This window comes from Streptomyces sp. NPDC005070 (assembly GCF_053600395.1).
Map to the genome: position 1 here is coordinate 31,205 of NZ_JBSFZS010000018.1, position 13,683 is coordinate 44,887.

The window sequence follows — 13,683 nt, forward strand, 5'->3', positions numbered from 1 at the left end:
CGCACGAGGGTGAGGTGATCGCGTCATGACGGAGGCGAGAGCGGCGGCGACGGACGCGCGGTCCGGCACGGGCCTCGACGCCCGTCTCGTCGTCCGGCGCGGCTCGTTCCACCTCGACGTCGAACTGTCCGCCGCCCCAGGCGAAGTCGTCGCGCTGCTCGGCCCGAACGGCGCGGGCAAGACGACCGCACTGCGCGCGCTGGCCGGGCTCACCCCGCTGTCCGAGGGCGGCCGGCTGCTGCTGGACGGCGCGCGTCTGGACCGTACGCCGCCGGAGTCCCGCCCCGTCGGCGTCGTCTTCCAGGACTACCTGCTCTTCCCGCATCTGTCCGCGCTCGACAACGTCGCCTTCGGACCGCGCTGTCGGGGTGTGCCCAAGGCGGCGGCCCGCGCCCAGGCCGCCGCGTGGCTGGAGCGTATGGGCCTCGCCGGGTTCGCCGGGACCAAGCCGCGCCGGCTCTCCGGCGGACAGGCGCAACGGGTCGCCGTCGCGCGCGCCCTCGCCACCCGCCCCCGGCTGCTGCTGCTCGACGAACCGCTCGCCGCGCTCGACGCCCGTACGCGGCTGGACGTGCGGGCCCAGCTCCGGCACCATCTGGCCGACTTCGAGGCCGTCGCCGTCCTCGTGACGCACGATCCGCTGGACGCGATGGTGCTGGCCGACCGGCTCGTGGTCGTCGAGGACGGCCGGGTGGTCCAGGAGGGCGGCCCCTCGGACATCGCCCGCAGGCCGCGCACCGACTACATCGCCCGGCTGGTCGGGCTCAACCTCTACCGGGGCGAGGCCGAGGGTCACACCGTACGGCTGGAGGCGGGCCCGGCGATCACCACGACCGAGCGGCTCGACGGGCCCGTCTTCGTGGCGTTCCCGCCGGGCGCCGTGACGCTCCACCGCGACCGCCCCACCGGCTCCAGCGCCCGCAACCTGTGGCAGTGCCGTGTCGCGGGTCTGGAGACGCACGGCGACCAGATCCGCGTGGATCTCACCGGCGAACTCCCGCTCGCCGCCGACCTGACGACGGTCGCCGCGGCGGAACTCGGCCTGCATCCCGGCTCGCCCGTCTGGGCCACGGTGAAGGCGGTCCAGACACACGCCTATCCGGCGTAGGCCTCGCCTACGTCCCCGCCGGGACCGCCGTCGCGCGGACCATCACGCAGTCGAACTCCACCACCCGGCCGGTCGCCTCCTCCCGCGACACCGGGTACATGCCGGTGATCTCGAAGCCGCGCTCCTCGTACACGGCGATGGCCTCGGCCATGCGGGGACTGCCCTCGTACAGCCGCAGCGTCGCGACCTCCGACTGCATGCCGACGAACTCCGCCGCGCGTTCCCCGGCGCCCGCGAACACCTCCAGGTCGTAGCCCTGGGTGTCCATCTTCAGATAGGGGCGGGGGGCGTCGATCCCGGCGAGGGCCGTGTCCATCATCCCGTCGAGACGGCGGACCTCGATCTCCTCCGTACGGGTCTTGGCGAAGCGCTTGTAGCGGTCCTTGCCGTAATCACTGGGCGGAAGAAGGGAGTTCATGGTGTTCCAGCCCACATGGATGGACTGGGTGGTGTCCTCGCGGCCGAGACCGATCCGGTGCACCTGCCAGTCGGGGTCCCCCTCGGCGACCTGCCGGAGCTTCCCGAAGGCCTCCGCGGTCGGCTCGAAGGACACGATCCGGCCGGTGTAGCCGAGGCGGCGCAACTGGCGCCCGTACTGACCGGAGTTGGCGCCGACGTCGAAGACGCAGTTCACCTCGTACCGGTCCAGCAGGGCGGTGACGTGCTGCCCGCAGAGATAGGACGCGGCCGAAAGCTGGAACTTGCGTTCGTCGGCTGCCGTCTCCTTCTCGTCGAGCAGGAGACGGGCACCGGTGCCCCCGAGCGGCACCTGCTTCCAGGCCGCCGCCCGCCCCCGCAGCACCAGATCGGCGCCCTTGCCCAGTTCGACGCGTCTGCGCACCCCGCGCCGGTAGACCACCGCGGCTCCCGATCCGAGGTCCAGCACCTGCACCCCGATCCGGGGAAGCAGACCTAGCAGCTTTCTGTGAAGGGTCGCCATGAACCACACCCTGTCAGACATTCCCGCGTGTCCACCGGCAGTTGGTTGAACCGCCGTTCGGCCACGTGATAGAGGCAGGGGGTGACCTCTCCTGAGAACGGGATCCCGGAACTGGCCGCCGCACTGGGCATGAGCCCCCACCCGGAGGGCGGCTGGTTCGTCGAGACCTGGACGGCGCCCCAGGCCTTCCTGCCCGACGGCTACCCCGGACCCCGCGCCGCCGCCTCCGCCATCTACTTCCTCCTCACGCCCGGCGACACCTCCGCCTGGCACACCGTCCGCTCGGACGAACTCTGGCTGTGGCACCGCGGCGGCCCCCTCGACGTCCTGCTCGGGGGCGACGGGACGAGCCCCCAGTCCACCCCGCAGGTCGTCCGTCTCGGCCCCCGCGTCGAGGCCGGGGAGCGCCCCCAGGTCCTCGTCCCGGGCGGTGTCTGGCAGTCGGCCCGGCCGGCCGGTGACGAGGAGGTTCTGGTGAGCTGCGTGGTGGCGCCCGGCTTCGACTACGACGACTTCCATCTCCTGGACTCCGGTCGCTGAAGGGGCCGTTGACGCTTCATGGGCGGTTTGAGCCGCCGTCGAGCGGCCTTCGGACGTTCCTTGGCGGCTTTGTGACGCGGGTCGTTGGTTGCGGATCGTCCGGGTGGGGCATCACCCGAGGGCAGGACCGGCCGCGCACCGTTCAGCGCGGGGTCCCGGTCGACGGGGACGGAGCCGTCGGCCGGGTGCTTGTCGTCCTGGGAGGGGGAAGAGAGGTGTCAGTCATGCGTGCGCACCAGCGCACCGTCCGGCCGACCGCCCGCGTGGAGTACACACTGCCGCGTACGGCCGTCTCGGCGGGCAGGGCCCGCAAGCTGACGACGGCGTTTCTGACCCGGCCACGGCCACGGCTCGCCGCGCCGACCGCGGACCAGGTGGACGACGCCACACTGATCGCCTCCGAGCTCGTCGCCAACGCCGTGCGCCACGGCCGCAGCGGTTGCCGGCTGCGGCTGCAACTGGGGCACGGGCGGGTGACCGTCGAGGTCCACGACGACAGTCCCGGGCGGCCGCGGATCGGCGCGCTGGACACGGAGTCGGAAAGCGGCCGGGGCCTGGCCATGGTCCAGGAGCTCGCTCACAGCCTGGAGATCGTCAGCACGGGCTTCGGCGGCAAGACCGTACGCGCGGTGCTGGCGGTGCGATAGCGGCTCGCCGAGATTCTGGGTTTGGCGCCGCCGAAAACGGGAACGCGCACCGAAAATTCATCGCAATTTCAATGAGCGCGAAAAAACAGACGGCCGGCGTCCGCACCGTGTGGTGCGGGCGCCGGCCGTCCGGTGTCCCGGACTAGGCGGGGACGATGTTCTCCGCCTGCGGGCCCTTCTGGCCCTGCGTGACGTCGAAGGTCACCTTCTGGCCTTCCTGGAGCTCACGGAAGCCAGAGGTGGCGATGTTCGAGTAGTGGGCGAAGACGTCGGCGCCGCCGCCGTCCTGCTCGATGAAGCCGAAGCCCTTTTCCGCGTTGAACCACTTCACGGTGCCAGTAGCCATGTCAAATCTCCTTCGGGGCTAAGCTCGCAGATCCACAACTCGTGAACCCGCGCTGCCGCAATGAAGCCCCAACCGGAATGCACCGGAAAATCTTTGGGAACCACAACTGCAACTGAAATCGACAGTAGCACGCCGGCCGTCGCGAAGCGGGCGCACTATCTCACCCCGCCACGGGGAATATCAAAACCTCGCAGACCCGTGCACCAAATTCTACACCGGCCGGAGCAGATATTCGGACCCGGCCGGGAAACACCCGCCCCGGACCGCCCGGAAACACCCGCACAGGGCCGCCGAGGGCCCGTTCAGGCGTCCTGTGTCGAACCGCGCAGCTCCGCGTTGATCCGCAGAGCCTCGTCGAGGCAGTCCTCCAGCGTGACGATTCTGCAGGCCGCCTCGACGGGCGTGCCCTGATCGACGAGGTCCCGCGCGCGGGCGGCGATCCTGAGCTGGTTGCGGGAGTAGCGGCGGTGGCCGCCCTCGGAGCGGAGGGGGGTGATCAGCCCGGTCTCCCCGACGGCCCGCAGGAACGCGGGGGTGGCGCCGATCAGCTCGGCCGCGCGACCCATCGTGTAGGCGGGGTAGTCGTCGTCTTCGAACCGGTCGGTGGGGCTCATGGTGCTTCCCTGGGGCGCATGCATCACCTTCCACTCTGGCAGATCGTCGCCGGTACCGGTCGGGGGCACCCGGCACCGGCCCGGTGACATCCGCGCGCCGCACTCACCCGGACGGCCCGGTGCGCTGGTGGGGGGCGGTGGCCGGTGGTGGCGTGGAGGGACACAGCCCGTCCTCGGGACCGTCCTCGGGAGGCCCTCGCATGATCCGTCCGTCCTGTCTCCTCGCCTCCGCCCTGACCGCGGGGGTGCTGCTCTCGACGGCCGCCTGCTCGAACGGCGGAGGTGACGGCGGCGGCTCCGGCCGTACGGACTCCCCCGCGTCCCCGGCGTCCACGGTCCCGGCCTCTCCCGTGGCCGAGGAGACCGGTGCCGCGAAGGCCTCGCCCTCCCCGTCCGTCCGGGCGCTCACCAGGGCCGAGGCGCAGTCGGCGCTCATCACCAACTCCGACCTGGGGTCGCAGTGGGACGAGTCGAAGGGCGTGGCGGCCTGGCACGACAGGCTGCTCAAGAGCAAGGTCGACGCCTCGGCCTTCGTCACCGACAAGGGGAACGCCCAGCAGTGCCAGAAGCTGCTGGACGGCCTGTACACGGAGGACCTGCTCGGCAGGCCGCAGGGCGCCGGTGCCGTCACCGGCTTCGACGACAGCGACAACGACGCCCAGATGCGCTACGAGGTCGCCTCGTACGGGAAGAGTGCCCTGGACACCCGGTTCGACTGGCTGAAGACGCTGCCGGACGTCTGCGACGAGTTCACGGCCGTCAACGGCAAGGGCGACAGGCAGACCGTCCAGGTCGTCTCGACACAACTGCCCGATGTGGGGGACGCCCGCCAGGGCCTGCGGGTGACGATGAGCGGTGAGCTGGAGGGCGACCCCGAGACGCTGACCCTCGACTTCGCGGCGGTGCGGGTCGGCGACAGCGCCCTGTCCCTCACCAACGGTGGCCTCTCCGGCACCGAGCACCAGTCGACCGAGCAGGCGGTCCAGGCGGGCACGAACCGGCTGAAGGACGTCCTGGCGGGGAAGTCGCCCGCCCCGACTCAGGGCTGAGGAGCGGCCGCCCGGACGCACCGCGGCCCGGGCAACCTGTGAAGGGGCTGCCGCGGGCCGGAGGTGTCAGTGGGTGCGGGTCAGAGCCGGTCCATTCGGGTGTAGGGGCTCAGGACGCGGACCTGGCGGGCGCCGAAGTCGACGAGCATCGCGATGCCCTCTTCGACGCCGACGATCGTGCCCAGGCCGTACTGGTCGTGGGAGACGCGGTCTCCGAGGCTGAACTCCTTGGCCACGGGGACGACGGGTGCAGCGAAGGGGCTGGTGGGCAGGTGGCGCCGGGGCGCGGAGGATTTACTCATCGTGATTCCAGTATGGGCCCTATTCCGGCGGGCGGTAGGGCTTGATGGTCTCGATCGCGCTCCGACTCGGCGTCCCCGCGGACTGCGGAACGGGGCGGACGGGGTGCCTCCCGTGCGGTCTCCGCCCGGCCGGCCGGGCGTTCTCGGAGGTCAGCCGTCGGGGCGCGGGCTCCGTGATCTTTCCGGTGCGCGGGGCCGGCCGCCGGGCGAGCCTGTCGCGGACCGGACAACCAGCGACGGCGAGTCCCGGGCCGGCCCGCCCGGGAGGCCGGCCGGACGCCCGGGTCAGCCCACCAGGAGTTCGCGCTTGAGGTCGCGCAGTTCCCGGGCGTCGATGTGCAGGCCGTCCTTCAGGTACGAGCGGAAGTCGCCGTACTCGGCGCGGACCTCGTCGAAGCCCGAGTCGAGATACTCGGCGCGGACGTCGAGCAGGGGCTTGTAGACGGCGGCCTGGGCCGGGGGCATGGCCGCGAGCGTGGCCGCGTTGACGGCGGCGCGGTAGGTGTTGCTGGCGAGGCAGTCGCTCGTCACCGTGGAGCGCGGGACGCCGAGGGCGGTGAGCAGTGCCGCGCTGGACCAGCCGGTGCGGTCCTTGCCGGCCGTGCAGTGGTAGAGGACGCCGTCGCCGTCGGCCGCCCCGGCGTAGACGGTCGTGTAGGCGGCCCGCGCGGTGTCGCCGCCGACCATGAACTTCTCGCCGTCCACCATGATCTTGAGGGCCTCGGCCTCGGTGGTCGGCATGACCGTGAGCGTCGACGACCCGGCGAGCACGTCGGCGATGGTGTAGGAGGCGCCGGAGGGCACCCGGTCCGGGGCCGAGGCGCGCTCCGACGCCATCCGCAGGTCGTACACCGCGTGGATGCCCGCTTCAGCTTCGCGAGGTCGGCGTCGCTGAGCCTGTTCAGGGCGTCCGAGCGGTAGATCTCGCCCATCTTGACCCAGTGGCCGTCGGTCGTGCGGTAGCCGCCCGCGTCCCGGAAGTTGACCGCGCCGTCGAGCTTGATCAGGCGGTCGGCGAGGTGGAGGGAGCCGCCGTGCCGGGGGACCAGGTCGAACCACTGCCGGTCGGCGGCGGGCAGTCCGCGCACGGTGACATCGCCCTTGGCACCGCCCCTGGCGACGGCCCGCCCGGCGGCGCGGACGACCACCTCGCGCACTCCGGGGGCCTTCCACACGATGCGGTACGAACCGTCGTCGCCGGCGGTGACAGTCGCGGACGTGAATGCTCAGCTCAGGTCCGGCCGGGAGTGGACCCCGCCCGTGGTGTCGCGGACGACGACGTGCCGGACGGCGTGGTTCTCGTCGGCGGCGGGCAGGTCGGTGCCGACGTCGGACGCGTCAGACGAGCGCGCTCGTGGCTCGCCACTGGTCCCAGGTCAGGTTCCAGTCGCCGTAGCCGTTGCCGACGGCGACCGTGTCCCGGGAGCCGACGACCTTGACGACGTCGCCGGGAATGACCTCGTCGAAGAACCGCTTCGCGGGGCCGCCGGTGGCGAGTCCGACGCAGCCGTGCGTGACGTTCTGACGGCCGCCGTAGACGTTCGCCTTCGGGTTCTGGTGGAGGTAGGTGCCCGAGGCGGTGAGGTGGACGGCGTAGTAGTAGTAATCCGCGTACTGGTCGCCGTAGCCGACCGAGCGCGAATCCATGAAGACCTTGGACGCCTTGTCGGAGACGACCATCGTGCCGTTCCAGGTGTCCATGCCCGGCGCGCCCGCCGTGATCGGGACGCGGCGCGACGATCCGGCGGTTTCGAGCGTCATGAAGTGTGTACGGACATCCACTGTGGCGACGAAGGAGCGGCCGACCGTGAAATGCCTGGTGATTCCGGCCCCGGCCCGGACGGTGACCGCCGTGCCGGGCTTCCAGTACCTGCGGGGCCGGAAGTCGACGCGCTGTCCGTCGGCGAGGTTACGGTCCTTCACCCAGCCCCAGGAGCCCTCGACCTCGGCGGTCACCTTCAACTGTCGTTCGACAGAGGCTCGTTCGGCCACCGGTATCGGACGGTCGAAGGTCACCGAGACCGGCATACCGACCCCCACGGTCTGCCCGTCGGCGATGTTGATGTGCGCGCCCGGCAGGGACTCGAGCGGTGTGACCGAGGGTTTCGGCCGTGCCGTGCCCGTCGGCCCGGCGGTGGCGGCCGGCCCGCCCTCCGGCCCGGCCGCCCCGCCCCCGCCGTCGGCGGCCGCTTGCGCCGAACATCCGGCGAGCGCGAGCGCGCACACCGCCGCCGCGCTCCAGGCGCGGGCCGACCGGCCTCTGCGGCCTCGCAGTTCCGTGGTCATGGTGATCCCCCCGTGGTGTGCTTCGATGTGCGACGTACGGGACCTGTACGCGCGGCGGGGCCGGCCTGGTTGCACACGGCCGGAGAATGCGCGGACATTCGGGCGGGGGGCATGACCGAGGAAGAGTTCGACGCGTTCTACGCGACCGCGTTCCCCCGGCTGACCGGCCAGCTCTACGCGTTCACGGGGGATCACGGCGAGGCGCAGGACGTCGTCCAGGAGGCGTTCGTCCGCGCCTGGGACCGGCGGCGCGAGTTCCTCGCCGACGGAGCTCCCGAGGCGTGGATACGGACCGTGGCGACACGGCTCGCGGTGAGCCGCTGGCGCCGGGCCCGCCGCTGGCTGGAACTGGTGCGGCGCACCCCGCCGGCCGACCACACCCCGGGCCCGGGACCCGAACGCACCGCGCTCGTCGCCGCGTTGCGCACGCTCCCCGAGGCGCAGCGGATGGCGATCGTTCTGCACCATCTGTGCGACTTGAGTGTCGAGCAGGTAGCCTCCGAAACCGGTGCCCCCGTCGGCACGGTCAAGGCCCGGCTCGCTCGGGGCCGGGCGGCGCTGGCACGGGTGCTCTCGGAGGATTCGGCGGATCCGGCCGGCTCCGCGCGTCCGTCGGGCTTCGCGGGCGCGCCGGGCGAGGGGGAGAGGGAGGACGACCGTGTCCGATGAACTCACCACCGCTCTGCGCGAGTTGGCGACCGAGGCGGAGAGGCCTCCGGCGCTGACGGGGACGGAGATCCGGGGCCGGGCGACGGGCCGCCGACGCCGCCGCCGAATGGCTGTGGCCGCGGCCGGCGTCTCCGTCGCCCTCGTCCTCGCCCTGGTCGCGGTGCTGGGCCCGGACGGCGGGGCGCGGCACGAGCCTCCGCCGGCCGCTAGCCCCACCGTCGCCCCGAGCCTGCCGGTGACGGCGCCGGACGCCACGATCGACCTGGGCAGGCGTGTGATCTCGGTCGCCGGCCACCGGCTGACGCTCCACGGCGACAACCTGACCGAGGACGGGCCGGCGGTCCGGACGACGGTCGCCGGGAAGGAGGCCACCATGAGGGTCTCCGGCAAGACGGTCGGCCTCGACGGCGGCTACTCCTTCAACGCCTCCTGGGTGGTCAAGCTGGCCCGGCCCGACGGCACGACGGACTACGTCGGCTCCATGGCGGTCGGCGACAAGGGCATCTCCGACCCCGACAACGGCTGGATCGGTCTGGACATGACCGATGCCAAGCTGCTGTACGACCGGCTCGCACCGGGCGCGGTGGTCGAGATCCGGCCGTCGGCCAACGCCTCGGCCTCCTCGGCGGCGAACAGGGGTAAGGCGACAGCGGGCGCGGACGCGGCCACCACCTCGGGCACGGTCACCGGCACAACGGCCGGCTCCGGGACCTCGAACTCGGGAACCTCGGGCGGCTAGCGCGGCCCGCCGCCCGTGCCCTCAGAGGGGCGGCTGGGCCGGGGCGGGTCCGAGGGTCGTCGTGCCCGGGGCGGTGCGGTGGCCCAGGCCTGTGCGGTAGGCGTCCAGGGCCGCCTCCACCCGGCCGGTGCGCCGCAGCAGGTCGCCGAGCAGCCGGCACAGGTCCGCCAGGTCGCCCGCCGCGCCCGCCCGCTCCAGCAGGCTCATCGCCCGCACATAGTGCTCCTCGGCCGCCTCGGTGTCCCGGGCGTCCTCCGCGATGATCCCGAGCAGGCGGTGCGCGGCGGCCGCGTGGATGGCGCCCCGCTCGGAGTTCAGGTCGCCGAGCACCTGCCGCAGCAGTTCGTCCGCCTCGTCGGACCTGCCGCGCCGGTGCAGCACGTCGGCCAGTTCCACCGCGACCTGGCTGGTGTAGAGCGCGGCCCGCTTCGCGGAGAGCATGGCCTGCGCCTCGCGCAACTCACCCTCCGCACGCTCCAGTTCGCCGTTCTGCGCGTACAGATACCCGCGCATCCAGTGGCAGTTGGCGAGCTCGGTGCGGATCTGGAGCTGGCGGTAGAGCTCGGCGGCCTTGGCGAGGGAGGCGTCGGCCTCGGCGATCCGCCCCTCGGCGATCATCGTCCGCGCCACCGACCGGTGCATCCGCGCCACCAGCGCCGGGTCCTGGACCTGCGGCGCGAGAGCGAGCGCGAACTCGGCTGCCTGGGCGGCCCGGGCATGCGCGCCCATGTCCATGTAGGGCGCTATGACTCCCGTGTAGAGGAGGAGCAGCGCCTCGGGATCGTGCAGGCCCGTCCGGTTGAGCTCGTCGAGGGTGGACTCGAACAGGTAGCAGGCGTAACGGAGTTCACCGGCGAGATAGTGGGAGACCGCCCGGCCCCGCACGGCGGGCACCCGCTGCGTCAGCGGCGCGTCCCCCAGCCGCTGCTCCGACTCCTCGAAGCGCCGCTGCGCCGTCTCCAGATCCCCGGTGTCCAGGGCGCATTCACCGAGTCCGAGAAGCGCCGCCGCCTGTTCGGCGACCAGCCCGTGGGCCTCCGCCTCCGCGAGCAGAACGGCGTAGACCTCGGCGGCCACCTCGGCCTCTCCGGTGGAGAGCGTGCGCTGCGCGTCCGTCAGCCGCAGCCGCAGGTCGGTGGCGAGGTGGGCGGGCCGTCCGGTCGCCAGCTCCTCGTACGCGACGCCGAGCCGGCCGGCTATGTGCCGCAGCGCGGGCTCGGACGCCCGGACCCGGCCGGCCTCCAGCGTGGAGATGTACGCGGGCGTGTACACGGGCTCCGCGAGCTGTTTCTGCGTCAATCCACGTTCTGTACGCAGCCGTTGCACCCTGCGCCCGATGATCTCAGGGTCGTCCCGCTCCGCCATGGGTCAAGCATGCCATCAAGCCGAGTCGAGCCGGTCCGGCTTTTGACTACTGTCCGACTTCGGGACCCTCTTGCGATGTGCGCCCGGGAGCCTCTACGTTAAGTGCCGGATTAAGCATGCTTAATACGCCGCTGTTGTTGCGAGGTCACCGTGCTCCGACGTATTTCCGCGCGCTACTCCAGAGGGCTTCTCGCCGCCGTCATCGCGGTCGCCGCGCTGGTCACGGCGGCGAACGTCGGCCCCGCGAGAGCGGCCGACCAGGCCCCCGCGGCCCACACCGTCACGCACACGACCGGTCACCAGGGACTCTCCGCGGGCCGGTGACGTCCTCTCCCGCGGGCGCCCGGCACCGGCGAATCCCCCGTACGGCGAGAACAGGGCGCCTACGCTGACCCGGTGACCTCTACCGCCGCTCGTACCGCGCTGGACCTCACCGCCGACCTCCCGGTCCCCGCCCTGGAGGACTTCTACCGGGATCTGCACCGGCATCCCGAACTGTCGCTGCGCGAACACCGTACGGCCGCCCTCCTCGCGGAGCGGCTGCGCGAGGCCGGATACGACACGACCGAGGGCGTGGGCGGTACGGGCGTCGTCGGCGTCCTGCGCAACGGGGACGGGCCGACCGTCCTGCTGCGCGCCGACATGGACGCGCTGCCCGTCACCGAGGAGACCGGGCTGCCGTACGCCTCGGAGACGGCCGGGGTCATGCACGCCTGCGGCCACGATCTGCACGTCACCTGGCTCACCGGCGCGGCACAGGCGCTCGCCGCCGGACGGGACACCTGGTCCGGCACGCTGGTGCTGGTCGGGCAGCCCGCCGAGGAGACCGGCGAGGGCGCGGCCCGCATGGTCGCGGACGGTCTCCACGAACGCTTCCCGGTGGCCGACGTCCTGCTCGCCCAGCACGTGGCGCCCGGCCCCGCCGGGCTCTACGCGCACTCCCCGGGCCTGATCATGTCCGCCTCGACCGACATCGACATCGTCGTGCACGGCCGGGGCGGGCACGGCTCGCGGCCCGAGGCGACCGTCGACCCGGTGGTGACCGCCGCGTACATCGTGACGCGGCTCCAGACGGTCGTCAGCCGGGAGATCGCGGCCCGGGATTCCGCCGTGCTGACGGTGGGACGGATCGAGGCGGGCACCCGGCACAACATCATCCCGTCCGAGGCCCGGATCGCCCTGAACCTGCGGACGCAGTCGCCGGACGTGCGGGAACGGATGATCGCCGCCGTGCGGCGCGTGGCGGCGGGCGAGTGCTCGGCGGCCGGCTGCCCGGCCGAGCCCACGGTCACCGTCGGCAACGACTTCCCGATGACCGTCAACGACGCCGGCACCGACCGCCGTATCACCGCCGTGCACGGGGAGGTCTTCGGTGCCGGGACGATCCTCGACCCCGGTCCGGCCATGGGCAGCGAGGACTTCCCGCGGCTCGCGGACGGCCGCATCCCCTACTCCTACTGGTTCGTGACCAGCACGCCCGCCGACGTCTGGAACGCGGCCCCGGGCGCCGACGACCTCATGATCCGGCTCGCCGCCGTGCCCAGCAACCACAGTCCGCACTTCGCCCCCGACCTGTCCACGGTCGCTCCGGGTGTGCGGACCCTGGTGTCGGGGGCGCTCGCCTCGCTGGCGGCCGGGGCCTGAACTCCCCCGGACCGGCGCCGCTCAGGCCTGGGTCTGCAACTGGCTGAGCTGGCGCCGGACATGGTCCAGCGCGCCCTCCCGGCGTCCGGGCACACGCTGCCTCAACCGGGCCAGTTCCGCCCCGAGTTCGCGGGCCCGCGCCGGATCGGCGATACGGCCCCACTGGTGATGGGCGCGGTCCACGGCCGACTCCACCTCCGGGGCGCCCGGCGCCTGTCCCCCGTCCAGCCGGGTCGCGGCGAGGGCCAGCCAGCCGCGGCAGCTCCGCTCCGCGTCCCCCGCGAGCATCGCCAGGTCGGCCCGTACCTCCATCCAGTGCAGCGCCTGCTCGGAGCCGTGCCCGTGCGTCCGCAGCGCCTCCCGCTCCGACCGCGCCGCCAGCGCGAGGGCGTCCTCGTGACGGCCGTCGCGGACCGCCGCGGTGATCTCCCCGTGCGGATCGGGGGACGGTGAACCGGCTCGCCGCTCCGTCTGGCCGGGGACCGCCACGGGTGGCGCGGGCGGGGCGGCCGGGGGAACCGGCGGGGGCGCGGGCGCGGCGGCGGGTGCAGCCGGCGAGGCGGGCGTGCGCGGCGGAGCCGTGACAGACGCGAACTCCGGCGGCGGAGCCGTGACCGTCGTGAACTCCGGCGCGGGAGGCCATGGTTGCCCGGCCCAGGACTGTCCGGGCGCGAGCACGAGGTCCGTCGCCCCCTGCCGGGCACTCTCCTCGCCCGACGCCCTCGTCAGGGCCTGCTGGTGGAGTTGCGCGGGGTGTGGCCGGTGGCCGCTGCGGAGCAGGGTGGCGACGGCTCTCATGTACGCCGGCTGTGCCACCGTACGACGGGACGGCGGCGGGGCGACGCGCCCGTACAGCTCGGTCGACGGGCCCGCCGTGAGGGGGCGCCCGGCGAGGAACTCCCAGGCGTCCGCGTCCGCGTGCAGGTCGACGAAGACGGTCGTCGAACCCGGTGGGCGCAGCCGCAGTTCGTCGGCGATCCAGCGCCAGGGGAAGGCCGTGTAGCGGACCGTCGCCGGGGTGGTGCGGGCCAGCGCGAGGTGCGGAAGCCGCTGGCGGCGGTCGAGTTGGAGCTGTCCCGTCACGAACATGGTCAGCGGTCCGGGCGCCGTCGCCGCCGCGCGCAGCCGGGTCAGCACGCCCTGCGGCTCCAGCGGGTCGGCCAGTTCGACGACGTTCGCCGTGTCGGTTCCCGACAGCACCGGCGGGGCGACGGCGGCGAGCACGGGGAGCACGGAAGCCGCGTCCACCAGACACCCCTTGCCCACGGGTGAGGCGGCGAGGAGCAGCACGGTTCCGGGCACAGATTCTCTCCCCCATCGTTCGGACACCTCAGCACCGTAACGGCTGCGCCTGCAAAGAGGGGACGCGAAGAGACGAACGCCCCCGCCCGGCCCAGGGACCGGGAGCCCGTGTCCGGGGTCCGCGGTGTCCGC

The 13,683-nt window shown here is 72.8% G+C and carries 15 protein-coding genes and 1 pseudogene; 8 read left to right on the forward strand and 8 right to left on the reverse strand.

The window, feature by feature from the left end; translation table 11 throughout:
- The first annotated feature begins 25 nt into the window (after positions 1-25).
- Positions 26-1,108: an ABC transporter ATP-binding protein gene (locus tag ACWEBX_RS08945; RefSeq protein WP_451884224.1), complete on the forward strand. Its 1,083-nt coding sequence runs from the start codon at positions 26-28 to the stop codon at positions 1,106-1,108.
- Between the two features lie 7 nt (positions 1,109-1,115).
- Here the strand turns inward: ACWEBX_RS08945 and ACWEBX_RS08950 are convergent, their stop codons facing one another.
- Positions 1,116-2,048: an FkbM family methyltransferase gene (locus tag ACWEBX_RS08950; RefSeq protein ID WP_451884225.1), complete on the reverse strand. Its 933-nt coding sequence runs from the start codon at positions 2,046-2,048 to the stop codon at positions 1,116-1,118.
- 81 nt (positions 2,049-2,129) lie between these two features.
- On the opposite strand from ACWEBX_RS08950, the gene ACWEBX_RS08955 reads away from it, so the two are divergent.
- Together ACWEBX_RS08955 and ACWEBX_RS08960 are read left to right on the forward strand one after the other, a co-directional pair.
- Positions 2,130-2,588, forward strand: coding sequence for a cupin domain-containing protein (locus ACWEBX_RS08955; protein WP_451884226.1), 459 nt, complete (start codon positions 2,130-2,132; stop codon positions 2,586-2,588).
- Positions 2,589-2,812: 224 nt separating this feature from the next.
- A complete protein-coding gene (locus ACWEBX_RS08960) occupies positions 2,813-3,235 on the forward strand; it encodes an ATP-binding protein (protein WP_451884227.1) in 423 nt (140 codons plus the stop codon).
- 142 nt (positions 3,236-3,377) lie between these two features.
- Here the strand turns inward: ACWEBX_RS08960 and ACWEBX_RS08965 are convergent, their stop codons facing one another.
- A complete protein-coding gene (locus ACWEBX_RS08965) occupies positions 3,378-3,581 on the reverse strand; it encodes a cold-shock protein (RefSeq protein WP_020871138.1) in 204 nt (67 codons plus the stop codon).
- 302 nt (positions 3,582-3,883) lie between these two features.
- A complete protein-coding gene (locus tag ACWEBX_RS08970; protein WP_451884228.1) occupies positions 3,884-4,219 on the reverse strand; it encodes a MerR family transcriptional regulator in 336 nt (111 codons plus the stop codon).
- 176 nt (positions 4,220-4,395) lie between these two features.
- On the opposite strand from ACWEBX_RS08970, the gene ACWEBX_RS08975 reads away from it, so the two are divergent.
- Positions 4,396-5,244 carry a hypothetical protein gene (locus tag ACWEBX_RS08975; RefSeq protein ID WP_451884229.1) on the forward strand — a complete coding sequence of 283 codons (849 nt, stop codon included), beginning with the start codon at positions 4,396-4,398 and terminating at the stop codon, positions 5,242-5,244.
- Between the two features lie 80 nt (positions 5,245-5,324).
- Here ACWEBX_RS08975 and ACWEBX_RS08980 read toward each other — a convergent pair whose 3' ends face one another.
- The 3 genes and pseudogenes from ACWEBX_RS08980 to ACWEBX_RS08990 form a co-directional block, all read right to left on the reverse strand.
- Positions 5,325-5,546 carry a hypothetical protein gene (locus ACWEBX_RS08980; protein ID WP_037614735.1) on the reverse strand — a complete coding sequence of 74 codons (222 nt, stop codon included), beginning with the start codon at positions 5,544-5,546 and terminating at the stop codon, positions 5,325-5,327.
- Positions 5,547-5,831: 285 nt separating this feature from the next.
- Positions 5,832-6,721 (reverse strand): annotated as a pseudogene (locus ACWEBX_RS08985) (tyrosine-protein phosphatase).
- 163 nt (positions 6,722-6,884) lie between these two features.
- Positions 6,885-7,832: a L,D-transpeptidase gene (locus tag ACWEBX_RS08990; protein WP_451884230.1), complete on the reverse strand. Its 948-nt coding sequence runs from the start codon at positions 7,830-7,832 to the stop codon at positions 6,885-6,887.
- A gap of 111 nt (positions 7,833-7,943) precedes the next feature.
- On the opposite strand from ACWEBX_RS08990, the gene ACWEBX_RS08995 reads away from it, so the two are divergent.
- Positions 7,944-8,501 carry a SigE family RNA polymerase sigma factor gene (locus ACWEBX_RS08995; RefSeq protein ID WP_384790505.1) on the forward strand — a complete coding sequence of 186 codons (558 nt, stop codon included), beginning with the start codon at positions 7,944-7,946 and terminating at the stop codon, positions 8,499-8,501.
- The gene (locus tag ACWEBX_RS09000; protein ID WP_451884231.1) at positions 8,491-9,240 is read left to right on the forward strand and encodes a hypothetical protein; all 750 of its coding nucleotides are present in this window, start codon (positions 8,491-8,493) and stop codon (positions 9,238-9,240) included. The genes ACWEBX_RS08995 and ACWEBX_RS09000 overlap by 11 nt, the downstream gene beginning before the upstream one ends.
- A 21-nt stretch (positions 9,241-9,261) precedes the next feature.
- Here ACWEBX_RS09000 and ACWEBX_RS09005 read toward each other — a convergent pair whose 3' ends face one another.
- A complete protein-coding gene (locus tag ACWEBX_RS09005) occupies positions 9,262-10,605 on the reverse strand; it encodes a helix-turn-helix domain-containing protein (protein ID WP_451884232.1) in 1,344 nt (447 codons plus the stop codon).
- A gap of 150 nt (positions 10,606-10,755) precedes the next feature.
- Between ACWEBX_RS09005 and ACWEBX_RS09010 the strand changes: the two genes are divergently transcribed.
- Together ACWEBX_RS09010 and ACWEBX_RS09015 are read left to right on the forward strand one after the other, a co-directional pair.
- Complete coding sequence (locus ACWEBX_RS09010) at positions 10,756-10,929, forward strand: hypothetical protein (protein WP_451884233.1); 174 nt, start codon at positions 10,756-10,758, stop codon at positions 10,927-10,929.
- A 72-nt stretch (positions 10,930-11,001) separates the two neighbouring features.
- Entirely contained in the window at positions 11,002-12,249 is a 1,248-nt protein-coding gene (locus ACWEBX_RS09015) for an amidohydrolase (protein ID WP_451884234.1), read from the forward strand.
- Between the two features lie 21 nt (positions 12,250-12,270).
- On the opposite strand, the gene ACWEBX_RS09020 is transcribed toward ACWEBX_RS09015, so the two are convergent.
- On the reverse strand, positions 12,271-13,551 hold the full coding sequence (locus ACWEBX_RS09020; protein WP_451884235.1) for a hypothetical protein: 1,281 nt from the start codon (positions 13,549-13,551) through the stop codon (positions 12,271-12,273).
- Positions 13,552-13,683: the final 132 nt, after the last annotated feature.